Annotated in this window: 26 protein-coding genes; 15 read left to right on the plus strand and 11 right to left on the minus strand. The window is 69.5% G+C overall.

From position 1 onward, the window contains the following. Nucleotides 1-47: 47 nt before the first annotated feature. Nucleotides 48-1,016, plus strand: coding sequence for a M48 family metallopeptidase (locus tag AC1DW0_RS24865; RefSeq protein WP_082532347.1), 969 nt, complete (start codon nt 48-50; stop codon nt 1,014-1,016). On the opposite strand, the gene AC1DW0_RS24870 is transcribed toward AC1DW0_RS24865, so the two are convergent. From AC1DW0_RS24870 to AC1DW0_RS24895, 6 genes are all read right to left on the minus strand, one after another. After that, complete coding sequence (locus AC1DW0_RS24870) at nt 1,017-1,649, minus strand: Crp/Fnr family transcriptional regulator (RefSeq protein WP_056191593.1); 633 nt, start codon at nt 1,647-1,649, stop codon at nt 1,017-1,019. It lies immediately after the preceding gene. A 55-nt stretch (nt 1,650-1,704) separates the two neighbouring features. Beyond that, nucleotides 1,705-2,382, minus strand: coding sequence for a helix-turn-helix transcriptional regulator (locus tag AC1DW0_RS24875; RefSeq protein ID WP_082532346.1), 678 nt, complete (start codon nt 2,380-2,382; stop codon nt 1,705-1,707). A 117-nt stretch (nt 2,383-2,499) separates the two neighbouring features. Next, nucleotides 2,500-3,144 (minus strand): MBL fold metallo-hydrolase, encoded by a 645-nt coding sequence (locus AC1DW0_RS24880; RefSeq protein ID WP_457351349.1) that lies wholly within the window; start codon nt 3,142-3,144, stop codon nt 2,500-2,502. Nucleotides 3,145-3,330: 186 nt separating this feature from the next. Beyond that, entirely contained in the window at nt 3,331-5,109 is a 1,779-nt protein-coding gene (locus tag AC1DW0_RS24885) for an FAD-binding oxidoreductase (RefSeq protein WP_477948629.1), read from the minus strand. Between the two features lie 120 nt (nt 5,110-5,229). Continuing rightward, on the minus strand, nt 5,230-5,472 hold the full coding sequence (locus AC1DW0_RS24890; RefSeq protein WP_477948631.1) for a hypothetical protein: 243 nt from the start codon (nt 5,470-5,472) through the stop codon (nt 5,230-5,232). Beyond that, the gene (locus AC1DW0_RS24895; RefSeq protein WP_457351353.1) at nt 5,420-5,641 is read right to left on the minus strand and encodes a hypothetical protein; all 222 of its coding nucleotides are present in this window, start codon (nt 5,639-5,641) and stop codon (nt 5,420-5,422) included. Before AC1DW0_RS24895 ends, AC1DW0_RS24890 begins: the two co-directional genes overlap by 53 nt. Nucleotides 5,642-5,900: 259 nt before the next feature. Between AC1DW0_RS24895 and AC1DW0_RS24900 the strand changes: the two genes are divergently transcribed. Beyond that, entirely contained in the window at nt 5,901-6,236 is a 336-nt protein-coding gene (locus AC1DW0_RS24900; protein ID WP_056191582.1) for a hypothetical protein, read from the plus strand. A 21-nt stretch (nt 6,237-6,257) separates the two neighbouring features. Here the strand turns inward: AC1DW0_RS24900 and AC1DW0_RS24905 are convergent, their stop codons facing one another. Next, nucleotides 6,258-6,950: a hypothetical protein gene (locus AC1DW0_RS24905; protein WP_457351355.1), complete on the minus strand. Its 693-nt coding sequence runs from the start codon at nt 6,948-6,950 to the stop codon at nt 6,258-6,260. Between the two features lie 107 nt (nt 6,951-7,057). Between AC1DW0_RS24905 and AC1DW0_RS24910 the strand changes: the two genes are divergently transcribed. Continuing rightward, nucleotides 7,058-7,549 (plus strand): MOSC domain-containing protein, encoded by a 492-nt coding sequence (locus AC1DW0_RS24910; RefSeq protein WP_457445824.1) that lies wholly within the window; start codon nt 7,058-7,060, stop codon nt 7,547-7,549. Here the strand turns inward: AC1DW0_RS24910 and AC1DW0_RS24915 are convergent. Together AC1DW0_RS24915 and AC1DW0_RS24920 are read right to left on the minus strand one after the other, a co-directional pair. Beyond that, a complete protein-coding gene (locus tag AC1DW0_RS24915) occupies nt 7,542-8,999 on the minus strand; it encodes an aminotransferase-like domain-containing protein (RefSeq protein WP_477948635.1) in 1,458 nt (485 codons plus the stop codon). The two genes, AC1DW0_RS24910 and AC1DW0_RS24915, sit on opposite strands and share 8 nt — an antisense overlap. Then, a complete protein-coding gene (locus AC1DW0_RS24920) occupies nt 8,999-9,583 on the minus strand; it encodes a LysE family translocator (RefSeq protein WP_457351361.1) in 585 nt (194 codons plus the stop codon). The genes AC1DW0_RS24915 and AC1DW0_RS24920 overlap by 1 nt, the downstream gene beginning before the upstream one ends. 96 nt (nt 9,584-9,679) lie before the next feature. Here AC1DW0_RS24920 and AC1DW0_RS24925 point away from each other — a divergent pair, with 96 nt between their 5' ends. The 7 genes from AC1DW0_RS24925 (at nt 9,680) to AC1DW0_RS24955 (ending at nt 15,471) form a co-directional block, all read left to right on the plus strand. Further along, a complete protein-coding gene (locus AC1DW0_RS24925; RefSeq protein WP_477948637.1) occupies nt 9,680-10,873 on the plus strand; it encodes a PQQ-dependent sugar dehydrogenase in 1,194 nt (397 codons plus the stop codon). Nucleotides 10,874-10,876: 3 nt separating this feature from the next. Further along, nucleotides 10,877-12,088 carry a hypothetical protein gene (locus tag AC1DW0_RS24930; RefSeq protein WP_056191572.1) on the plus strand — a complete coding sequence of 404 codons (1,212 nt, stop codon included), beginning with the start codon at nt 10,877-10,879 and terminating at the stop codon, nt 12,086-12,088. Between the two features lie 26 nt (nt 12,089-12,114). Further along, complete coding sequence (locus tag AC1DW0_RS24935) at nt 12,115-12,759, plus strand: Vgb family protein (RefSeq protein ID WP_056191570.1); 645 nt, start codon at nt 12,115-12,117, stop codon at nt 12,757-12,759. An 81-nt stretch (nt 12,760-12,840) separates the two neighbouring features. Then, nucleotides 12,841-13,599: a DUF899 domain-containing protein gene (locus tag AC1DW0_RS24940; protein WP_056191568.1), complete on the plus strand. Its 759-nt coding sequence runs from the start codon at nt 12,841-12,843 to the stop codon at nt 13,597-13,599. A gap of 5 nt (nt 13,600-13,604) precedes the next feature. Next, complete coding sequence (locus AC1DW0_RS24945; protein WP_056191566.1) at nt 13,605-14,162, plus strand: hypothetical protein; 558 nt, start codon at nt 13,605-13,607, stop codon at nt 14,160-14,162. Continuing rightward, nucleotides 14,119-15,042: a serine O-acetyltransferase EpsC gene (epsC, locus tag AC1DW0_RS24950; RefSeq protein WP_056191564.1), complete on the plus strand. Its 924-nt coding sequence runs from the start codon at nt 14,119-14,121 to the stop codon at nt 15,040-15,042. The genes AC1DW0_RS24945 and epsC overlap by 44 nt, the downstream gene beginning before the upstream one ends. Nucleotides 15,043-15,078: 36 nt before the next feature. Continuing rightward, the gene (locus tag AC1DW0_RS24955; protein ID WP_457445816.1) at nt 15,079-15,471 is read left to right on the plus strand and encodes a YybH family protein; all 393 of its coding nucleotides are present in this window, start codon (nt 15,079-15,081) and stop codon (nt 15,469-15,471) included. Here AC1DW0_RS24955 and AC1DW0_RS24960 read toward each other — a convergent pair. Both AC1DW0_RS24960 and AC1DW0_RS24965 read right to left on the minus strand, forming a co-directional pair. Then, on the minus strand, nt 15,468-16,700 hold the full coding sequence (locus AC1DW0_RS24960; RefSeq protein WP_477948642.1) for a potassium/proton antiporter: 1,233 nt from the start codon (nt 16,698-16,700) through the stop codon (nt 15,468-15,470). The genes AC1DW0_RS24955 and AC1DW0_RS24960 overlap by 4 nt on opposite strands. A 5-nt stretch (nt 16,701-16,705) precedes the next feature. Next, entirely contained in the window at nt 16,706-17,854 is a 1,149-nt protein-coding gene (locus tag AC1DW0_RS24965; protein WP_477948644.1) for a mechanosensitive ion channel family protein, read from the minus strand. 206 nt (nt 17,855-18,060) lie between these two features. Between AC1DW0_RS24965 and AC1DW0_RS24970 the strand changes: the two genes are divergently transcribed. From AC1DW0_RS24970 to AC1DW0_RS24990, 5 genes are read left to right on the plus strand one after another with little or no spacing between them, the layout of a single operon-like run. Continuing rightward, nucleotides 18,061-18,351: a DUF2789 family protein gene (locus tag AC1DW0_RS24970; RefSeq protein ID WP_056191557.1), complete on the plus strand. Its 291-nt coding sequence runs from the start codon at nt 18,061-18,063 to the stop codon at nt 18,349-18,351. After that, a complete protein-coding gene (locus AC1DW0_RS24975) occupies nt 18,348-19,319 on the plus strand; it encodes an extracellular catalytic domain type 1 short-chain-length polyhydroxyalkanoate depolymerase (RefSeq protein ID WP_477948646.1) in 972 nt (323 codons plus the stop codon). The genes AC1DW0_RS24970 and AC1DW0_RS24975 overlap by 4 nt, the downstream gene beginning before the upstream one ends. Nucleotides 19,320-19,376: 57 nt before the next feature. After that, the gene (locus tag AC1DW0_RS24980) at nt 19,377-19,712 is read left to right on the plus strand and encodes an ArsR/SmtB family transcription factor (protein WP_056191556.1); all 336 of its coding nucleotides are present in this window, start codon (nt 19,377-19,379) and stop codon (nt 19,710-19,712) included. Between the two features lie 7 nt (nt 19,713-19,719). After that, nucleotides 19,720-20,226 carry an arsenate reductase ArsC gene (locus AC1DW0_RS24985; RefSeq protein ID WP_477948648.1) on the plus strand — a complete coding sequence of 169 codons (507 nt, stop codon included), beginning with the start codon at nt 19,720-19,722 and terminating at the stop codon, nt 20,224-20,226. After that, nucleotides 20,223-20,897, plus strand: coding sequence for an aquaporin (locus tag AC1DW0_RS24990; protein WP_477948650.1), 675 nt, complete (start codon nt 20,223-20,225; stop codon nt 20,895-20,897). The genes AC1DW0_RS24985 and AC1DW0_RS24990 overlap by 4 nt, the downstream gene beginning before the upstream one ends. Nucleotides 20,898-20,944 lie beyond the last annotated feature (47 nt).

The following is a 20,944-nucleotide window of genomic DNA, read 5'->3' on the forward strand; positions in this document are numbered from 1 at the left end:
CCGCTGTCCTACGAAAGCCGCCATCGCCGCCCAAGCACAATGTCGGTATGGATGCCGACGACTTCCAGGTCCGCGACGACCTGCAGTTCACTGACCCGCCGACGCGCATGTTCGGCGACTGCGCCGACTGCGCCGCCGGCCGCTGCGCGCCACCGGCCCTGCGCGGCCGCCGCCTGTTCACAGGGCTGCTCGCCGCTACCGGTGCCGCAGCGTTCATGCCAGCCTGGGCACGCGAAGGCGTGGAGGTCGGGCCCAAGAGCAAGTTCACCGGCTTCGTGTCGGCCGACCAGCTGGAACAGGCCGGTGGCCAGCAGTACGCGCTGATGATGCGCGAGGCCGGCCAGCAGCGTGCCCTGGCGCCGATGGACCACCCCCAGGCCCAGAGGCTGCGCTACATCGCCCAGCGCATCATTCCCTTCAGCTACGAATGGAACGACCGCGCCCGGCAGTGGAAGTGGGAAGTCAACCTGCTGGCCAGCGCGCAGCTGAACGCCTTCTGCATGCCGGGCGGCAAGATCGCGTTCTTCTACGGCATCCTCGACAAGCTCAAGCTGGAAGACGACGAGGTCGCCGCCATCATGGGCCATGAGGTCGCGCATGCGCTGCGCGAGCATGCCCGCGAGCGCGTCGGCAAGTCGGCGTTCACGAACGGCATCGTGGAATTGGGCTCGGCCTTGCTGGGGTTGGGCAACGTGGGCCGCGGCCTTGCCGGCATGGGAGCCCAGCTGGTCAACCTGCGCTTCAGCCGCGACGACGAAAGCGAGGCCGACCTCGTCGGCATCGAGCTGTCCGCCCGTGCGGGCTATGACCCCGCCGCCGCCGTGCGCCTGTGGGAAAAGATGATGACGGCCAACAAGGGCGCGCCACCGCAATGGCTGTCCACCCACCCGGCCAGCACGACGCGCATCCGCGACATCCAGGCCAACCTGCCCAAGGTCGAGGGCCTCTACAAGCGCGCAGCCAAGCCGGACCAGCGCTTCCCGGTTGCGCCGCCGCTGCAGGTCAGGTCGCGGTAGCTACCAGCGCGCTGGCAGGCTCTTGAGTCGCTGGTATTCGCCGGCCGCCACGCGCCTCAGGTAGCCGCCCAGCTCCAGGTCCTTGACGAGCTTGGACACCATCTCACGCGAGCAGCCCAGGCGCTGGGCCATGCCCTGGTGGGTGAGCGCCAGGTGGCGGCCATCGCCGGTGGTCTCGTCGACGAGGTTCTTGAGCCGGCCGTAGACATCGTTGAGCGCCAGCTGCTTGGTCGACAGCGTTGCGGCGCGGGCGCGACGGATGACCTTGGTCAGCAACTCGAAGGCAAATTCGGGGTGCTCGCTGATGTGGGTCAGCAGACTGGCCCGCGTGACCATGACCAGGCGGCTGCCTTCTTCGGTGATGACGCTGGCCGAGCGCGGCCCCCCGTCCAGGCTCATCTCGCCGACGTATTCGCCGGGGCCATAGACGCCGTAGGTGATCTCGCGGCCACGGGCGTCGCTGCTGAAGGCGCGCAGCGAGCCGGAGAGGATCAGATAGAGGTTGTCGCCGAGCGAGCTCTCCTCGATCAGCACGATGCCCTTGCGATAGCTGCGTGCAATGCCGCGCGCGGCCAGCTGCCGCAGCGAGGGCGGCAGGGCCAGGAGTTCGTTGTCGAGCGTGTCGTCAGGCATCCGGCGGCGCCGTGGGCATGAGGCCCGCGGCACGCCGGAATGTTAGTTCACCGAATCAATTGACCAGCTTGGCTGGCCGCAGCGACGAAACAAGCGGCGGCAGCAAGGCCAACTGCCGCATCAGCTCGCCGATGCTGTCGGCGCCGCTCTTGGCGCGGATGCTCTGGATCTGGCTGCGCACCGTCGAGATCGCCACGCCCTGGCGCTGCGCGACCTCGGTCGGCTTGACGCCGTTGGACAGCGCCTTCAGCACCTCGGTCTCGGCCGGCGTCAGCTGGTAGCGCAGCGCGAACCACTGTGCAGCCAGGTCGCCGCAGAGCTGGCGGCGCTCCAGGATCAGCAGCACCGCCGCCTGGTTGACATCGCGGTTCAGCGGCACGACGACGACATTGGCGCGGCCGCATTCGGCGCGATCGTCACCCAGGCGCAGCAGGCAGCGCCGGCCACTTGCCTCGGCGCCCTCCAGCGCATCGGCCAGAGGCACCGCGTCGGTCAGCAGGCGGGCCCGCAGATGCTGGCCGACGAGCTCCAGCGGGTGGTTGTCATCCAGCGACGCCCGCGCCGCGAGATTGCTGTGAAGCACACGGCCCGCGCCGTTGAGAAGCACGACGCCGTGGTCGAGCTCCTCCAGCACAAGGCCCATCCATTGGTTGGAAAGCGAGGCCGCCTGACGGCGCTCGCGAGGACGGGAGCCCGGGACCTGCCCCGGCTGCACAAACTCGGACATCCACATCGAAGCACTCCTCGGCCCACCCCATGCGAGCCCTCATCAAAGAGTAGGAGAGCACGTTTCGCTTCGGGCGTAAATGTTGCTGGATGTGTTTGTGAACGAATTACCTCCAACCGCCGTTCAAACGACATCGGCAACATAGGGATTGCTGCGGCGCTCTCTTCCGATGCTGCTTTCCGGCCCATGGCCTGGAATGAAAACGGTGTCGTCACCCATCGGCCAAAGGCGCTGGCGAATGGCGTCGAGCAGCTGCTGGTGGTTGCCGCCAGGGAAGTCGGTCCGGCCGATGCCGCCAGCGAACAGCACGTCGCCGACGAAGGCCCGCTGCGCCGAGGCGGAGTGGAAGACGACATGACCCGGCGTGTGGCCGGGGCAATGGCGCACGGCCAGGGTCTCATGGCCGATCTGAACCGTGTCGCCATCGTCCAGCCAGCGGTCGGGCTTGAAACCTTCTGCCGGCGGGAAGCCAAACATCTTGCTTTGCTGCGCCAGGCCGTCGATCCAGAACTGGTCGCCGGGGTGGGGGCCGATGATGGGCAGGCCCTGCTCGCGCGCCAGCTGGCCAGTACCGCCGGCATGGTCGATGTGCGCGTGGGTCAGCCAGATGGCCTTCAGGTTCAGCCCGCGCTCGCTGACGGCGGCCAGCAAACGCGGCAGCTCACCGCCGGGGTCGATGACGGCGGCGTCTTTCGTGACGTCGCACCAGACAAGGGAGCAGTTCTGCTGAAAGGGCGTGACGGGGACGGTCAGGTATTGCAGGGCCATTCGGGTGGAAGCTGATAACAAAGTTTCGAACTGAAGGTCAATGTATCGAATCGGCCCACCGAGCTTCACCGAATGCCAATGCCAAAGTTTCGAAGCCCTTGGGCCGCAAGCAACGTATGAATCGGAAACGAAGCAAGCTGCCGAGGGGCTAGCGCGCGTGAGCAGGCCATGCGCAGAACTCAATCCTCAAACCCGCACAAACCCGTCCGCGCTCCACGCCTGCGAGCCCACGCCGTGGTGCACGAAGAAGAGACCATCGGGGTCGTACCGCGCCTTCACGGCCCGCAGCCGCGCGGCGTTGGCGCCCCAGAACTCGCGCTGCCAGTCGGCGTTGAAGAAGTTGCTCTCCGACACATAGGAGCCCGACCTCGGCGCCACGCGGCGCAGCGCGGCGGCGGCGGCATCAATGGCGCGCGCGTTGCGGTGCGCGTTGGCCAGGTCGGGCGGGGTGCGGGCCAGGCCCGGGTAGGCGGGCGCCTCGCCGTCGGCCATGATGACCAGCGCGAACGACTCGCACACCGCCGGGTTGGTGGCCGTGTTGGCGGCGCTGGCCAGTGCCGCGGGCGGCGCGCCGGCCAAACCCTTGTTGAAGTGCAGGTCCAGGTGCTTGTGGCGTGTGCTGTCCAGCAGCGCCTGCACCATGCGGGCGCGCTCGCCGGGCTGCAGCAGCGCGGCGGGCAGCCAGAGGGACTCATAGCCGTGTAGCCAGGCGCCCACCTGGGCCTGGTCGCCTTTCCACCAGCCGTGGTGCTTGGGCGCGCCCTCGCGCGTGTCGGGGATCATGGAGCCGTTGCCCTCCATCCTCCACCAGCCGCGCGCATCGTCCGCCCACGCGCCGGGCTCCTCCACCACGCTGAAGTCCTCGGGCGAGCCCTTCACCCAGTCGAAGAACGGCGCCCACACCTGCTGCGCCTGCGCCTTTTCCAGGCCCTGGCACACCATGGAAATCTTGAGCGCGTTGTCCGGCCCGAACGACGCCTGCTCGCCCCAGTGCGGGTTGAAGAGTGAGTCGGCATAGAAGTCCACGAACCGCGCCACGAGGCGCCGGTAGGCCTCGTCGTCGCGGGCCTTGAACTTGCCCCATGCCGCGCCGAAGTGCTGCGGCAGTTCGTGCGTGCGCAGCGTCACGCGTGTCACCACGCCCCAGCTGCCACCGCCTCCGCCCTTCAGCGCCCAGAACAGCTCAGGGTCTGACCGCTCATTGACCGTGCGCACCTGCCCATCGGCCGTCACGACCTCGGCCTCCAAGAGGCTGGACGCCGCCGTGCCAAAACCCTTGGAGAAGCTGCCAAAGCCCCCGCTCTGGATGAGTCCCGCCACGCCCACGTCCGTGCAGCCGCCGCCTTGCACATAGCGGCCAGCCAATGTCGTCACCGCGTGGTACAGGTCAATCCACACCGCGCCCGCCTGCGCGGACACCGCCGGCACCGGCGCCACCTTGCCCTCGCAGCCCTTGGGCACGAAGCCGTCGTGCAACGTCACCTCGTTCATCGCCCGCGTCCAGATCAACAGCGAGTCCGGCGCGTTGGACGTGCCTTGGTAGCTGTGCCCCGCGCCCTTCACCACCAGCCGCAGGTTGTGCTCGCGCGCGAAGTTCACGCCCGCCACCACGTCCACCGTGCTGCCGGCCTTGATCACATAGGCACTCGCCGCCGGCGTCCACGCGTCCAGGTAGCCCGACACCTGTGTGCCCCCGGCCTGGTCGCCCACGAAGAACGGGTTGCGCAGGTTCTTCATCAGCACGCCGCAAGCCGCCGCGACGGGGCTGGCCGCGCACGGCGCCATCAGCGGCTCCACGGCCGACAGGCGCCCGCCCACCGCGTCCTTGAGCCGCTGCCACTGCGCGGCGTCGGGCCAGTCCGGGTCCGTCGGCCGCTTGCGCCGCCGCGCCCGGCCCTGTGCATGGGTGACCATCGGCAGCGCCGCCATGGCCGCTGCGCCTTGAAGAAGATGTCTACGAAGCAACGTGAACTCCCTGGGTCATTGGATGAGCACCAGCATTCCACGGCGCTGCGCGCCTGGCAGGCGCGTTGGGGTGAATGGTGGGGCGAGCGGGGCCAGCGGCTGGCCCGCTGGAAAGACGGGCTAAGGCTCGCAGCGCGCCGCCGGATGACCCACGGCGCGATAGAACGACGCCACATGCAGCGCCTGCGAGAACCGCCCGGCCTCGATGTCGCCGCTGATGGCCGCCTGCGCTATGAAGCTGACCTCGATCTCCTCCGACGGGTCGAGCGACTGGGCCGATGCATGGGCCAGGTCGGCCGCAGCGCCGCTGCTATTGCTTGCGGTCGCTCGGCGACCGCCCCAGGCCGAACAGCAGGACGCCACCGAGCAGAGCGGTGATCAGCGACGCCATGCCTGATCCGAACAAGGGATGGTGCCCCCACAGGGCCAGATCATGGTGCTTGATGGCATGGCCGAACGACAGGCCCAGGAAGGCCAGGCCGACGAGCGCGGCGAACAGCAGCAGCGATACGAAAGCGTGTTGAGCATTCATGTGACTTCCTCAGACTGCAACTTCGAATGGCGGTTTTAGCCAAGACACCGAAGGTTGGCGAGGCCCAGTTTGAGTGGGGCGTCATCAAGCATGAGGACTTCGCCACGTTTCCGGCACCCAAAATACTGTTTAAATCAACAGTATCATGCCGGATCGCCGTTGCCAGGTGTGAGGTGCACGCCAAGGCGTTCAATCCCGGCGGCCCAAGGGTCGCCGGGCTTTTTTGTCATCGTGGGGTCGCCAGACAATCCGCCCTGCCATGCCACGCCGACAGCGCCGCGATCACCACCACGTCTATGTCGTGCTGCTGTCTGAACGCGTCTGGAACGAGCCAGCCTTTCGCAAGGCCAACCCCGGCCATGACATCGTCAAGCCCTGCCTGTACGTTGGCATGACGGGCCTGGACCCGGATCTGCGCTTTGACAGGCACATGGCCGGCGTGCAGGCCAATCGCTTCGTCCTGAAGTACGGCGTGCGCCTGATGCCCGAGCTTTACGAGTTCTACAACCCGATGCCCTACGACGCGGCGCGCGACATGGAAGTGGAACTCGCCATCGGCCTGCGTGAGGCGGGCTACGCGGTGTGGCAGGCGTAGACGGGAAAGAGCGGCGTCAGCTCAGTCCCTGAGACCACGTGCCCAGACGCGGTCGGCAGCCTCGAACATCGTGCGGCCGTCCAGCATGGCCGGGTCGCGGACAAGGGCCAACCAGTCCAGCGTGTCGTGGTGGCTGCCGGGAATCAGGTCGGTCGACCGTTCCGCCACGAGCCAGGCATGCAGCCTGGCATACAGCGCGGGGTGGCGCGCCTGCGCCCAGGCCAGGCCAACGAGATCGCCATAGGCTTCCTCACGCCGCGTGGACCGCATGGCCAGCCAGGCCTGCTGCAGATCCGCGGCCAGGCCGTCCGGGGGCTTGGCGGCGACGAAGCCGGCCGGCACACCATGCCAGGCGCCATCGAGATAGCGGCGGCAATGGCCCAGTTCATGGGCGGCCATCAGCTCCAGGGCCGGGCCGCGCAGCGCGGGGTCGATGGCGTCGATCTGGCGCTGGCCTTCGGGGTTGCCGCGCATCGACAGCACCAGCTTGCAGCGGCCATCGACAAAACCCAGCGCGAGCGGCGCCGTGCCGGGCTCGGCCTGGGGCTGCACGACGATGTCCACCGGCAGGGCGAGCGCCTGGCGAGCATGGGCAATGACGGGCGTGATGCCCTGCAGCCAGCGCATTTCCAGGGCGGTCAGATCGGCGGCGTGAGCGGTCTGCGACAGCGCGACACACACAAAAGCAAAGGTGGAAAAAAGACGTCTCAGCACGGCAGACACTCCTTGAGAGCATCTTCGGGCGTGACCGGACGAGACTTGACTGCCCCGTGCCGCGCATCCGTGAACTATGCGGACCAAAGCCGGGCTAAGGTGTATCCATGAAAACCATGCGCGACCTGATGACGCCGCCGGCCCATATCCAGGGCCGCGTCGAGACCATCATCGTGCGCGGCGCACCGCGCGACCGGGCCCGACGCATCGAGCAGACGACGGCGTTGGCCGGCATTGGCCTGGCCGACGACCGGCTCGGCCAGCGCGGCGAGGCCGAGCTGTCGACGCGCCAGGTCACGCTGATCCAGCTGGAGCACCTGCCGCTGATCGCGGCATTTGCGCGCAGCGGCCCGATCGACCCGGTCGGCCTGCGCCGCAACCTCGTCATCTCCGGCATCAACCTGCTGACGCTGAAGAACGCCAAGGTCCGCATCGGCGCGGCGCTGATCGAGATCGTCGGCCCCTGCGCCCCCTGCTCGCGCATGGAGGAGGTCATCGGCCCGGGCGGCTATGCGGCGATGCGCGGCCATGGCGGCATGACGGCGCGCATCCTCGAGGGCGGCGCCATCCGCGTCGGTGACGTGGTGAGCGTCAGCTGACCTTGCTGCGTGCCCGATCGACGGCGCGTTGGGCACTGGCCGTCGCGCTGAGCTGGTCCCGCAGGAAATCAGCCAACCGCGGCTGCTGGCTGAAGGCCGCATTGAAGCGGATATGCGAGTCGCGAGCGCCATCGGCCGCGAAGGTGGCGCCGCGCACCAGCAGGATGCCGGCGCGAAAAGCCTCCTTCACGACGTTGTCCACGTCCACACCCGCCGGCAGCATGCCCCACAGGAAGAGGCCGCCCTCGCCCGGATGCTCAAGCAGCACGCCAGCCTGGCGCAGCTGCAGCGTTGCCGCGGCGCGGGCCGCGGCCAGGCGCTGCTGCAGGCGGTCCAGGTGCTTGCGCCAGCGGCCGGCGGCCAGCACTTCCAGCAGCACGTATTCGTTGAGCGCGGCCGTCGTCAGCACCGAGATGATCTTCTCGCGCATCAGCGCCTTCAGCAGCGCCGGCTCGGCCGCCATATAGCCCAGGCGCAGCGCCGGGCTCATGGCCTTGCAGAAGCTGGAGTAGTAGATGACGCGGTCCAGCCCCGAGAGCTGGGCCAGCCGCGTCGGCGCACCGGGGTGGAAGTGGCCCTGCACGTCGTCCTCGGCGATCAGGAAGTCGTGGCGCTGGGCCAGCATCAGCACTCGGTGCAGGTTGGCGGCCGTGCTGCCCCAGCCGGTGGGGTTGTGCAGCACGCTCTGGATGAAGAGCAGGCGTGGGCGGTGCTGCGTGCAGGCGGCGTCCAGCGCCTCCAGGTCGATGCCGTCGGGCCGTCGCGGCACCGGCACGATGGTCACGCCGGCCTGGCGCAGGCGGTCAAAGAGCAGGAAATATCCCGGCGTCTCGACGGCGACCGTATCGCCCGGGCGCAGGAAGGCGCGGCAGATCAGGTCGATGGCCTGGGTGCCGCCATAGGTCGTCAGGATGCGGCCGGCATCCACGGCCACGCCCTGGCTGCGCAGCAGCATCGCGATGCGCTCGCGCAGCTCAGGCAGGCCCTGCGGCGGGCAGCGCGAAGCCATGCCGGCCGTGGCGCGGGCCAGGCCGCGCTGCACGGCGGCCGCGGGGATGGCGTCTTCCAGCCAGGTGGCCGGCAGCGCGCCGCTGCTGGCCAGCAGCACGCCGGCCTTCTGGTCGTTCGCCTGCTGGGCCAGCCAGACAGCCTCCTGCTCCTCGCCGGCTTCCACGCGCGCCGCCTGAGTCAAAAGGTCAGGCATGGCGTCCGCCGGGCCCTCGGCGACGAAGAAGCCGGCCGTGCCGCGCGAGTCGATGAGGCTGGCAGCGACGAGGCGGTCGTACGCGACGACGACGGTGTTGGGGCTGACGCCCAGCCGCGACGCGAGCTGGCGGATGGAGTTCAGTCGGGCCCCGGGCGGCAGCTGGGCGCTGGCAATCAAGGCATGCAGGCGCTGCTCGATCTGGTCGGCCAGCGGCGTCGGGGAGTCGCGGTCCAGAGAAAACATCAGCGCAGCAGCATCAGGGCCAGCACAACCAGGGAGGTGGCCATGATGACATTGAAGGCGCGGCGGCGCGCCGGGCTGGACAGGAAGCGGGAAATGCCGACGCCGAACAGCGCCCACATCGAGACGCAGGGAAAACCGATGAGGGCGCCCGCGAAGCTGACGAACAAGGCGCCGCTGACGATGCTCCACTGCGCCGGCATGAAGACCGACGCCACCGTCACCGCGCGGATCCAGCTCTTGGGGTTCACCGCCTGGAACAGCGCGGCCTCCGCGAACCCGACCCGTTCCGGCGGCCGGCCATTGGCGGCGGGCGCCACGGCCAGCTTCCAGGCCAGCACCAGCATGTAGAGGGTGCCGGCCAGCTTCAACATTTCGTGCAGCACCGGCCAGGCCGTGAAGACGGCACCCAGACCCGCACAGGTCGCGAAGGTCAGCACGGCCACACCGGTGTTGGTGCCCAGGATGGCCGGCAGCGTGCGCCGGTAGCCGTAGTGGGCGCCGTTGGCCACCAGCATCATGTTGTTGGGGCCAGGGGTGCTGGACATCAGCAGGCAGTAGGTGGCGAAGGGCAGCATCTCGTTCATGGGGCCATTGCAGCGCCCGGCGGCTGTGACGTGAAGCTACAGCGCGCGGTGCCGTGCGGCGTGCTGTATCAATGCGGCGACCGACACAATGGCCGTATGAGCTTCACCCTTCGCGCCGCCTGGGCCCTGGCCGCTGCCGTCGCCGCACCCGTCTGGGCCGAGCCGCCCGCCTATCGCACCCAGGGCCAATGCGACGGCCTGCCCGCCATCACCTCGTTGAAGGTCGCGCCCGAGTTCTGCCTCGCATTGGCCGCCTCCAACCTGGGCCGGCCACGTGGTGTGCTGGCGCTCAGTGCCAACCGCCTGCTCGTCACCGACATGGGCAACTGGAACCCCGGCCATGGCCGGCTGCTGGAGCTGACCCGCGAGCCGGGCCAGCCCTTCAAGGTCACGGTGCTGCTGAAGGGCCTGGACCGCCCGCACGGTCTGCGCAAGGACGCTCAGGGCCATGTGCTGCTGGCCGAGGCCCACCGGATCAGCCGCGTCGAACTGCCCGCGGGCCGGCTGCAGCCCCTCGTCACCGAGCTGCCCACCCAGGGTCGCCACCCGCTCAAGTCTTTCGCCGTCGACGCCGCCGGCGCGCTCTTCGTCAACTACGGCGCGCCGAGCGACCATTGCGAGGCCATGGACGGTGTCGCGGCCGGCACGGCCCAGGGTTGCGGCCAGACGGGCGGCAAGGCGCCGCTGGCGGCGGTCTGGAAGTTCACGCCGAAAGATGGCGGCGCATGGGAGGGCCAGCCCTTCGCGTGGGGCCTGCGCAATTCCGTCGGGCTGGCTTTCCACCCCGACAGCGGCGAGCTCTGGCAGGCCGAGAACAGCCGCGACAGCCTGCCCGGCGACAAATACGACAAGGCAAGCCCGCCCGATGAACTCAATCGCGTCGAACCCGGCCGCCACTACGGCTGGCCGCATTGCACCGGCACCGACATCCTGGACAGCAGCTTCGGCGCGCACAGCTGCCAGGACTTCACCCCACCGGTGAAGCTGCTGCCGGCGCATGCCGCGCCGCTGGGCATGCTGTTCTACGGCAAGGCCGGGCCGGCGAAATGGCAGGGCAGCCTCGTCATGACCTGGCATGGCTACCAGTCGACGGGCCATCGGCTGATGGCCTGGCGCTTCGATCGCAAACACCAGCCCATGGGCGAGCAGCTGCCGCTGATCGCGGGATGGAGCGCCCAGGCCGGCAAGCACCCGATGGGCGCGCCGGTCGATGTCGACCAGGACGAGCAAGGCCGCCTGTGGATCACCGAGGACCGCAATGGCGACCTGCTGCTACTCGCGCCGCGCTAGTCCATGGACTCGCTGATCTCCGCCGCAGCCCGCGCCCTGGCCGCCGGCGATGCGCTGGCGGCACTGAAGCGCGTCGCGCTGCGCGAGGACCCGCCTGCGCTGGCCTTGCGCGGCATCGCGATGGCCCAGCTCGGCGAGCTGGCCCGGGCGCGCGAGCTGCTCAGGCGCGCGGCCCAGGGCTTTGGCGCGCAGGAGGCCACGGCACGGGCGCGCTGCGTCGTCGCCGAGGCAGAGGTGGCGCTGGCCATGCGCGACTTCAGCGCCGCACCGCGCGCGCTGGAGGCCGCCATGGCCGCGCTCGAAACGCGCGGCGACCGCGTCAACGCGCTGCAGGCCCGACTGATCGCGGCGCGGCGGCAATTGCTGTTGGGCCGACTCGATGCCGCCTCGGCCTTGCTCGCGCCGCTTGACGACCAGGCATTGCCACCCCTGCCCGCTGCCGTGGCCGCCCTGGCCGGCGCGGAACTGGCGCTGCGCTCGCTGCGCATGGCCGAGGTGCACGCCGCCCTCACACGCGCTCGCGACGCAGCCGCACGGGCCGGCGTGCCGGCGCTGATGGCCGAGGCCGCCGACGCTGCTGCCGTGCTCGACCACACCGCCGCACGCCGGCTCGTGGCCGGCGCCTGGCAGCCGCTGCGCCTGCACGAGGTGGCCGCGCTGATGGACTCGGGCGCCGTCGTTGTCGACGCATGCCGCCACGCGCTGAGTGCCGGGGAGTTGCGCGTGCCACTCGCCCGCCGCCCCGTCCTGTTCACGCTGTTGCGGGCCCTCGCCGAGGCCTGGCCGGGCGAGGCCGAGCGCGACACGCTGATTGCCCGCGCCTTTCGCATCCGCGAGGTCGACGAAACCCATAGAGCGCGGCTGCGCGTCGAGATTGGAAGGCTGCGTGCCCTGGTCAAGCCCGTCGCCGGCATCGAGGCGACCGCACGCGGTTTTGCGCTGCGCGCTCCGGAGGTGGCCGTGCTCTCGCCACCGATGGAAGGCGAGGCCAGCGAGCTGCTGGCCCTGCTGTCCGACGGCGCCGCCTGGTCCACCTCGGCCCTGGCCCTGGCCCTGGACGCCAGCCAGCGCACCGTGCAACGCGAGCTGGCCGAACTGGAGGCCGCAGGCCGCGTGCGCGCCATCGGCCAGACGCGCTCGCGGCGCTGGCTGGCGCCGCCGCTGACCGGATTCACGACGATCTTGTTACTCCCCGCCGCGCTGCAGCTTGGCTAAGGTTCGCCCATCGCAAGGAGCAAACCATGAACACCGTGATCCACCCCGCCGAGATCGTCCGCGAATACGGCCCCTTCGAAGGCGGCAAGAGCGTCGCCGGCGTCACCCACGACGGTCGGCGCGTCTGGGCCGCCACCGGCGCCGCCCTGGTCGCCTTCGACCCCGCCAGCGGCGAGGCCCAGCAGCGCATCGAGCGCCCCTGCGACGCCGGCACCGCCTTCGACGGCCGCTACCTCTGGCAGCTCGCCGAAGCCCGCATCGACAAGATCGACCCCGCCACGGGCAGCGTCGTTGCCTCCATCCCGGCGCCGGGCCAGGGTGGCGACTCCGGCATGGCCTGGGCCGAGGGCAGCCTGTGGGTGGGCCAGCACCGCGGCCGCAAGATCCACCAGATCGACCCCGCCACCGGCGCCATCCAGCGCACCATCGAGTCCAACCGCTTCGTGACCGGCGTGACCTGGGTCGATGGCGAGCTCTGGCACGGCACCTGGGAGGACGACGCCAGCGAGATCCGCCGCATCGACCCCGCCGATGGCCGCGTGCTTGAAAGTCTGCAGATGCCCGCCGGCACCAATGTCAGCGGCCTCGAATCCGACGGCGCTGACTTGTTTTACGCCGGCGGCGGCGGCGCGGGCAAGGTCCGCGCCGTGCGCCGCCCCAAGCGCGCCTAACCACTGATTCCCCCTGAGCAGAACTCACCCGAACCCCGGGTGGAGCCGCTGCATTGCCTTCACCCACCCAAGGAGCCTTTGATGAACGCCCCCATTTCTCATCCTGTCGTCACCCGCGATCTCTGGATCGCCGAACGCAAGAACCTGCTCGCCCGCGAGAAGGAACTGACCCGGCTGCGCGACCAGGTCGCCGAAGAGCGCCGCACCCTGCCCTGGGTGCGCCTGGACGACAACACCTACGTCTTCGACACGCCGGCCGGCCCGCGCAAGCTGAGCGAGCTGTTTCAGGGCAGGCGCCAGCTGTTGGTACAGCACTTCATGTTCGGCCCCGGCTGGGAGCAGGGCTGCAAGAGCTGCTCTTTCATGGCCGACCACCTGGACAGCATGGCGCCCCACCTGGCCCAGCGCGACATCGCGCTGCTGGCGGTGTCGCGCGCGCCGCTGGCCGACCTCGAGGACTTCAAGCGCCGCATGGGCTGGCAATTCGCCTGGGCCTCGTCCAACGGCAATGACTTCAACCGCGACTTCCACGTCAGCTTCACGCCGGCGGACCGGGTCGACGGCGAGGTCTATTACAACTTCCACATGACGCCCTTCCCGAATGAAGAGGCGCCCGGCATCAGCATCTTCTGCAAGGATGACGACGGCCAGGTCTTCCACACCTACTCGACCTTCGGCCGTGGCGTGGAAGTGATGATGGGCAGCTACAACCTCATCGACCTGACGCCCAAGGGCCGTGACGAGGCGGGCCTGAGCTACACCATGGAGTGGGTGCGCCACCACGACCGCTACGAGTCGCAGGCGCCAGCAGCAGCGGCTTGCTGCGGCCAGAAGGCCTGACGGTCATGAGCGCCACCAGCCTCTGGCCGTGGCTGGCCCTGGCCGGCGCCGGCGCCCTGCACGGCTTGAACCCGGCCACCGGCTGGGGCCTGGCCGCCTGCTCGCAGAACGCGCGCCGGGCCTTGCTGCCTATCGCGCTCGGGCATGCCGGCGCAATCGGCGGCGTGGCGGTGCTGGTGGCGCTGGGCGGGTCCATGGGCAGCGGGCAACTTTTGTGCGGCCTGCTGTTGCTGCTGGCGCTGGCGCTGCGGCGCGCCAAGGCCGGGCTGGCGTTGTGGTCCTGCCTGGTGGCCAGTGCCCATGGCAGCGGCATGATGCTGGTGCCAGCATTGGTGCCGCTATGCCTGAGTGCCTCGCCGGCCCGCGAGATCACTGCCTCGGGCTCGCTGCTGCTGGCCTTGGCGGCCGTGGCCGTCCACATGGCGGCGATGCTGGCCGTGACGGCAGCCCTGGCCCTCGTGGGGAAACGGTGGATTTCTATACTGGCCGCCCTTGCCAACCGCCTGCGCGGCGCCCGCCATGACCCAAGCCCTCACTCCTCCGTCAACGCCCGCGCCCGGTGATGAACTGCAGGCTGTCGTCGAGGCCTTGCGCGACGAACGCAGGCGCTGGCGCGAGGCGCACCGCCGCGGCGGCGACGGCCGCGAGCTGCCGTCGCGCGAGCTGCTGGCAGGCATGGTGCAGTGCCTGTCGGGCGCGCTGTTCCCGATGCGCCTGGGGCCGCCAACGCTGCAGCCCGAGAACGAGGATTTCTACGTCGGCCACACCATCGGCACCGCCATGGCAACACTGCGCCAGCAGGCCGCGCTGGAGCTGCGCCACGAGGCCCGCCAGCGTGGCGATGACACACCCAGCCAGGATGCCGCCGAGCTGGCCACTCGCTTCCTGCGCACCCTGCCCGGCGTGCGCGTGCTGTTGGACAGCGACGTGCTCGCCGCCTACCAGGGCGATCCGGCGGCGCGCAGCGTCGACGAGGTGCTGCTGTGCTACCCCGGCGTGCGCGCCCTGATCAGCCACCGCCTCGCGCATGAGCTCTACAAGCTCGGCCTGCCGCTGATCGCCCGCGTCGTCGCCGAGCTGGCGCATGCCGACACGGGCATCGACATCCACCCCGGTGCCACGATCGGCAGCGGCTGCTTCATCGACCATGGCACCGGCGTGGTCATCGGCGAGACGGCCGTCATCGGCGAGCGCGTGCGCATTTATCAGAACGTCACGCTGGGCGCCAAGAGCTTCCCCACCGACGGCGACGGCAATCTCGTCAAGGGCCAGCCGCGCCATCCCATCGTCGAGGACGAGGCCGTCATCTATGCCGGCGCCACCGTGCTGGGCCGCGTCACCATCGGCCGCGGGGCCGTCATTGGCGGCAATGTCTGGCTGACGCGCAGCGTGCCGCCGGGCAGCCTCGTCACGCAGGCGGACTCCCTGGCCGGCACAACCTGAAACAGCGAGCGCCCGCCGTGGCGCTAAGGTGGTGACATGCAAGCCGATGAACAAGAGATCCGTGATCTCGTGACGACTTGGATGGCCGCCACGCGCGAGGGCGATGTCCAGGCCGTGCTCGCACTGATGACGGATGACGCCGTCTTCCTGACGCCCGGCCGGGCCCCGATGACCAAGAGCGATTTCGCCAAGGCCGCCGAGGGCCAGGCACGCGGCGAGGCGCCGAAGTTCGACGGGCACAGCGAGATGCTGGAGATCCAGGTGCTGGGCGACTGGGCCTTCATGCGCACCCGCCTGAGCGTGACCGCCACACCGCCGGATGGTTCGCCGCCGACACGCCGCGAGGGCCACACGCTGACGCTGCTGCGCAAGGACGGTGGCCGCTGGAAGCTGGCGCGTGATGCCAACCTGCTGGCGCCGGTAGCCTAGCGCTCACCCTGATCAAGCCCCAGCCAGCGCGCCAGCAGCGCCAGCGTCGGGCCCTGGATGAGCAGAGACAACAGCACGACGACGAAGGCCACGTCGAAGAAGCGCCAGCCGTTCGGCAGGCCGGCCAGCACCGGGTAGGTGGCCAGCACGATGGGCACCGCGCCGCGCAGGCCCGACCACGCCACGAAGCACTGCGAGCGCCAGCCAAAGCCCAGCGGCGCCAGGCACAGGAAGACCGCGGCGGGCCGCGCGACCAGCATCAGGCCGGCCGCCAGCAGCAGGGCCGGGCCGATCAGGCGCAGAACCTCATGCGGCGTGACCAGCAGGCCCAGCAGCAGGAACAGCACCGCCTGGGCCAGCCACGTGTAGCCGTTCAGCCCGGGCAGGCTCATCGCCGCCACGCGTTCGGCACGGTGGCGCACCAACAGGCCGGCCACATACACAGCCAGGAAACCCGAGCCGCCGCAGCGGTTGGTGACGGCGAACAGCAGGAAGCCCAGTGCCGCCATCAGCAGCGCCGTCAGCCCGTCGTGGTCATCTGTGATGGGCAGCTTGCCCACCCACCATGCGGCCAGCAGGCCGCCCAGCACGCCGGCGAGCAGGCCCAGGCCGAGCTGCTCGCCCAGCAGAGGCAGCAGGTCGACCAGGCTGTTCACCTGCGCGTCGCCCGGCTGGCCGAAGGGCATCAGCCAGGCGATCAGGCCGATGGTCAGCACCATGGCCATGGGGTCGTTCAGCGCCGACTCCACCTCGATGGTGGCCGCCAGGCGTGGCTCCAGGCGCAGCTTGCTGGCGGCGAACTGCGCGAACACGGCGGAGGCGTCGGTGGACGAGACCGCCGCGCCCAGCAGCAGGCCTTCGGTCCACGGCATGTCCAGCACCGCCTTCGCGATGCCCGCGACGATGGCGGCCGTGATCGCGACGCCTACCGTGGCCAGCAGGCTGGCCGGCAGCATCGCCCGGCGCACCTCGCTCCAGCGCGTGCGCAGGCCGCCATCGAACAGGATGAGGGCGAGCGCGAGATTGCCGACGGTGACGGCCAGCCGGTGGTCGTCGAAGGGCAGGCCCAGCGGCCCATCCACGCCGGTCAGCATGCCAACCGCCATGAAGACGAGCAGATGCGACAGGCCGAGGCGGTGGGTGTAGAGGGCGCCAGCGATGGCGACCAGAACGAGCGCAGCAATGGCCGCCGTCAGCAACTCGGGGCCGGCGGCGGCGCTGTGGATCACAAAGTTCAGCCTGCCGCGGCGGGCACGATGTCAGGCGCGTCGGGCGACGAGCCTTTGCGCGTTGGTGCCGGGCCGCCCGGCGCCGGTGACTGCAAGCCGACAACGTTGACGGTGTTGGTGGCGAACGCCAGACGGATGCCGCGCTGCTGCAACTCGCGCATCAGCGCCAGGTTCAGCGTCTGCTGGTGGTCCATGTAGACGTCATAGCTGGGATCGTTGACGCGGTAGACCACCTCGAAGTTCAACGAGTTCTCGCCAAAGCCCTTGAAGTGGGCACGCACCAGTTCCAGCTTGGGGTCGGCGTCGATCAGCGCCCTGACCAGCGGCGGCACGGCAGCAGCGTCGTCGGCGGACGCATCGGACGTGATGCCGAAGGTGAAGGCCACGCGGCGCGTCTGCAGGCGCTTGAAGTTGGCCACCGTGCGTTTGAGCAGTTCGGCGTTGGACATGACGATCTGCTCGCCGCCCAGGCTGCGGATGCGCGTCGTCTTCAGGCCCACGCGCTCCACCGTGCCGGTGACGTCGCCGACGGTGATGGAGTCGCCCACCTCGAAGGGCTTGTCCACCGCGATGGCCAGCGACGCAAACAGGTCGCTGAGGATGTTCTGCACGGCCAGCGCCAGCGCGATGCCACCGATACCCAGGCTCGCAACAAAGGCCGTGATGTTGACACCGAGGTTGGACAGCACGGCGAGCACTACCACCACCCACAGCGCGCCGCGCAGGCCCCAGCTGAGCAGCGTGGCCGAGGCCGACAGCGCCGCCGTACCGCCATGGCGCGTCTGCTGGGCCGCGAGCACCTGCGCCACCGCCTGCTGGGCCCACAGGCCGAGCTGCAGGGCCACGACGGCGAACCACAGCTGCGACACGCGGTCATGCCAGCGGTCGTCCAGCGGCAGCATGTTGAGGCCCACCAGCAGGCCCACCACCCAGATCAGCGCGCCATTGGTGCGCTCCAGCACGCTGACGAGGCCGTCGTCCAGCGTGCTGCTGGTGCGCTGCGAGAGTTTGCGCAAGCGCTGCACGACGAAGCGCAGGCCGACCTTGATGATGACGATGGTCAAGGCGCCGGCCAGCACGGCGGGCAACACGTCGGTCCAGCCCACATCGGGCCACGCGGCCTGCATGCGCGCAATGAATTCATTCCAGGTCATCGCGACCTCCTGCAGTCTTCAATCCCATGACCGTAGGTGCGCCGTTCCCGCCAGTCTGTCAGCGGGTGACAGCCGGCGGTGTGGGCCTCGGCTGACAGGGACGGCCGTCGTGGACGGGGTGTCGGCTGACACCGCGCAGCGGCGCCGACATCTAAGGTCTAAGCCTCACGGTTTCCGCCTTGAAACCCTTTGAAAGAGGATCCGCCATGGACACCACCACCCACCATGACATGCAGGCCCTGTTCTGCCAGCTCGGCCTGCCGGATTCGCCGGCCGAAATCAAGCAGTTCATCCGCCTGCACCGGCCGCTGCCGCAGACGCTCAACCTGTCGGAGGCCCCGTTCTGGAACGCCAGCCAGGTCGCCTTCATCCGCGAGCAATGGCATCAGGACGATGGTGACTGGTGCGGGCAGATCGACCAGCTGAACGCCCTGCTGCGCGAGCATCCCGACCCCTCGGAGCTGGCCCAGGCTCCAAACGACAGCACCGGCGGATGAAACAGCCCTCGTGGTCGGCGCTGCTCAACCGCAACGCCGCGCTGTTCAAGCGGGCGACCCAGCCGCTGCGCGAGCGCCATCGTCCGCCGTCCAGCGCGGGCAGCTGGTTGATGGGCCTGGTGATGGCCGCGGACGGGCCGCGCCGCTACTACCTGTTCCGGCCCGCGAGCGTGCGCTTCGGTGAGCGGCTGCCGTTGCTCGTCATGCTGCATGGCTGCCACCAGGACGCCAAGAGTTTTGCCGCCAGCACGCGCATGAATGCCGTCGCCACGCGCGAGCGCTTCCTGGTGCTCTATCCCGAGCAGCCACGGCTGTGCAACACCCAGGGCTGCTGGAACTGGTTCGACACACAGTCGGGCCGCGCCTTCGCCGAGGCCGGCTGGATCATGAAGGCCGTCGACCAGGTCTGCATGCTGTACACGGCCGACCGCGAGCGCATTGCCGTGGCCGGCCTGTCGGCCGGCGCCAGCATGGCGGCCCTGCTGGCCACGCGCTACCCGCAGCGCTTCAAGGCCCTGGTCATGCACTCGGGCGTGCCGCCCGGCACGGCGAGTTCGCCGGTCTCGGCCGTCGGTGCGATGCAGGGACGGCGCCAGCCGCTGCCACCCGGCTCGGCCCAGGACTGGCCGCCGCTGATGGTCATCCACGGTGACGCGGACCGCGTCGTGTCAGCCCGCAACGCCGGTTCTGCGGCGCTGATGTGGTCCGAGGCGGCCGGCGCGCACCAGGAGCCGGCGCAAGAACAGCGCCGCGGCAAGCGCTACCCGATGCGGGTGACGCAGTTCAAGCGCTCGCGCGAGGTGGTGGCGACGCTGGTGGAGGTCGACCGACTGGGCCACGCCTGGAGCGGCGGCGCGGCGCGCCAGCGCTTCAGCGACGCCAACGGGCCGGACGCATCACGCATGGTCTGGCGCTTTGTGGCGCGGCAGTTCGAGGCGCAGCAGACAAAGATCCAATCCCTTCGCTGAGCGCCGGCATTGCCGGACCGCTTGCACTTCAATCCATGATTCGATAATAATGGAAGTATGGATGAACAAGCCGTCGAGCAATTTGTAATCAAGGCCCTCGCCGCCCTGGCCCAGCCGCTGCGCCTGCGGGTGTTCCGCGCCCTGGTCGTCGTCGGTGATGCGGGGCTGACACCCGGCGCCATCCAGGAGGGGCTGGGCGTAGCACCAGCCACGCTGTCCTTCCATCTGAAGGAACTCGTCAACGCGGGCCTGGTGACCCAGGAGCGCGCCAGCCGCAACCTGATCTATCGCGCCCAATACGACAGCATGAACTCGCTGCTGGGCTATCTGACCGAAAACTGCTGCCAGGGCGCCACCTGCGTCGTGCCGAGCGGCACGGCATCCTGCTGCTGAGATCGCCATGACCACCCACGTCCTCATCCTCTGCACCCACAACTCCGCCCGCAGCGTGCTCAGCGAGGGCATGCTCAACCACTGGGCAAGGAAGCTCGGCCGCGACGTGCAGGCGCACAGCGCCGGCAGCGCCCCGAGTGGCCGCATCAACCCCTTTGCGCTGGAGGCACTGAGCAACGCCGGCGTCGATATTTCGGGCTACCGCAGCAAGAGCTGGGATGAATTCAGCCAGGACGGCGCACCACCGCTGTCCATCGTCATCACCGTCTGCGACAGCGCGGCCGCCGAGCAGTGCCCGGTCTTCTTCGGTGGCAGCGGCAGCCAGCCGGTCAAGGTGCACTGGGGCTACCCGGACCCTTCCAATGCCGAGGGCGGCGATGAGGGCAAGCGCCGCGCCTTCGAGCTGACGCGCCAGGCCATCGGCTTTCGGCTCCTGCAACTGCTGGCCCTGCCACTGGCCACGATGAGCAAGGCCGAGCTGCAGCAAGCCCTCGTCGGGATCTCGAAGGCATGAACCTGCCTCGCCGACTCCTCGCCGAAGCCCTGGGCACGGCCCTGCTGCTGGCCATCGTCATCGGCTCCGGCGTCATGGCCGAGCGCCTGTCCGGCGGCAACGTGGCCATCGCGCTGCTGGCCAACACGCTGGCCACGGTCGGCGGCCTGTACGTGCTGATCGAGGTTTTCGGCCCGGTCAGCGGCGCTCACTTCAACCCCGCCGTCAGCGCCGTGATGGCCTGGCGTGGCGAGCTGCCTGTCGCCGCCCTGCTGCCCTATGTCGCCGCGCAACTGACCGGCGCAATGCTGGGCGCGTGGCTGGCCCACGCAATGTTCGACATGAGCGTGCTGCAGTTCTCGACCAAGCTGCGCGCCGGCACGGGGCAGTGGATCGCGGAGGGCGTCGCGACCTTCGGCCTCGTGCTCGTCATCCTGCGCGCGCCGGGCTCGCGCGTCGCGGCCATGGTGGCGGCGTATATCGGTGCGGCCTACTGGTTCACCGCGTCGACCTCCTTCGCCAACCCGGCGGCCGTGTTCGGCCGCATGTTCAGCGACAGCTTCGCCGGCATCGCGCCCGCCAGTGCACCGGGCTTTGTCGTTGCTGAACTGGTGGGCGCCGTGATGGCCGTGGCGGTGAGCCGCGTGCTGTCAGGCACGGCCGCCGAGGTCACGGCCCGACGCGCGGCCTGACCGTGACTTGAACGCGCGGGGCTGCGAGCCCCGCCTTTTTGACCCAG

The organism is Roseateles sp. P4_D2 (assembly GCF_056401875.1).

Coding starts and splice junctions, on each gene's coding strand:
- AC1DW0_RS24865 (WP_082532347.1), top strand. CDS start 48: ATGGATGCCGACGACTTCCAGGTCCGCGACGACCTGCAGTTCACTGAC.
- AC1DW0_RS24870 (WP_056191593.1), bottom strand. CDS start 1,649: ATGCCTGACGACACGCTCGACAACGAACTCCTGGCCCTGCCGCCCTCG.
- AC1DW0_RS24875 (WP_082532346.1), bottom strand. CDS start 2,382: ATGTGGATGTCCGAGTTTGTGCAGCCGGGGCAGGTCCCGGGCTCCCGT.
- AC1DW0_RS24880 (WP_457351349.1), bottom strand. CDS start 3,144: ATGGCCCTGCAATACCTGACCGTCCCCGTCACGCCCTTTCAGCAGAAC.
- AC1DW0_RS24895 (WP_457351353.1), bottom strand. CDS start 5,641: ATGAATGCTCAACACGCTTTCGTATCGCTGCTGCTGTTCGCCGCGCTC.
- AC1DW0_RS24900 (WP_056191582.1), top strand. CDS start 5,901: ATGCCACGCCGACAGCGCCGCGATCACCACCACGTCTATGTCGTGCTG.
- AC1DW0_RS24910 (WP_457445824.1), top strand. CDS start 7,058: ATGAAAACCATGCGCGACCTGATGACGCCGCCGGCCCATATCCAGGGC.
- AC1DW0_RS24915 (WP_477948635.1), bottom strand. CDS start 8,999: ATGTTTTCTCTGGACCGCGACTCCCCGACGCCGCTGGCCGACCAGATC.
- AC1DW0_RS24920 (WP_457351361.1), bottom strand. CDS start 9,583: ATGAACGAGATGCTGCCCTTCGCCACCTACTGCCTGCTGATGTCCAGC.
- AC1DW0_RS24925 (WP_477948637.1), top strand. CDS start 9,680: ATGAGCTTCACCCTTCGCGCCGCCTGGGCCCTGGCCGCTGCCGTCGCC.
- AC1DW0_RS24930 (WP_056191572.1), top strand. CDS start 10,877: ATGGACTCGCTGATCTCCGCCGCAGCCCGCGCCCTGGCCGCCGGCGAT.
- AC1DW0_RS24935 (WP_056191570.1), top strand. CDS start 12,115: ATGAACACCGTGATCCACCCCGCCGAGATCGTCCGCGAATACGGCCCC.
- AC1DW0_RS24940 (WP_056191568.1), top strand. CDS start 12,841: ATGAACGCCCCCATTTCTCATCCTGTCGTCACCCGCGATCTCTGGATC.
- AC1DW0_RS24945 (WP_056191566.1), top strand. CDS start 13,605: ATGAGCGCCACCAGCCTCTGGCCGTGGCTGGCCCTGGCCGGCGCCGGC.
- epsC (WP_056191564.1), top strand. CDS start 14,119: ATGACCCAAGCCCTCACTCCTCCGTCAACGCCCGCGCCCGGTGATGAA.
- AC1DW0_RS24955 (WP_457445816.1), top strand. CDS start 15,079: ATGCAAGCCGATGAACAAGAGATCCGTGATCTCGTGACGACTTGGATG.
- AC1DW0_RS24965 (WP_477948644.1), bottom strand. CDS start 17,854: ATGACCTGGAATGAATTCATTGCGCGCATGCAGGCCGCGTGGCCCGAT.
- AC1DW0_RS24970 (WP_056191557.1), top strand. CDS start 18,061: ATGGACACCACCACCCACCATGACATGCAGGCCCTGTTCTGCCAGCTC.
- AC1DW0_RS24975 (WP_477948646.1), top strand. CDS start 18,348: ATGAAACAGCCCTCGTGGTCGGCGCTGCTCAACCGCAACGCCGCGCTG.
- AC1DW0_RS24980 (WP_056191556.1), top strand. CDS start 19,377: ATGGATGAACAAGCCGTCGAGCAATTTGTAATCAAGGCCCTCGCCGCC.
- AC1DW0_RS24985 (WP_477948648.1), top strand. CDS start 19,720: ATGACCACCCACGTCCTCATCCTCTGCACCCACAACTCCGCCCGCAGC.
- AC1DW0_RS24990 (WP_477948650.1), top strand. CDS start 20,223: ATGAACCTGCCTCGCCGACTCCTCGCCGAAGCCCTGGGCACGGCCCTG.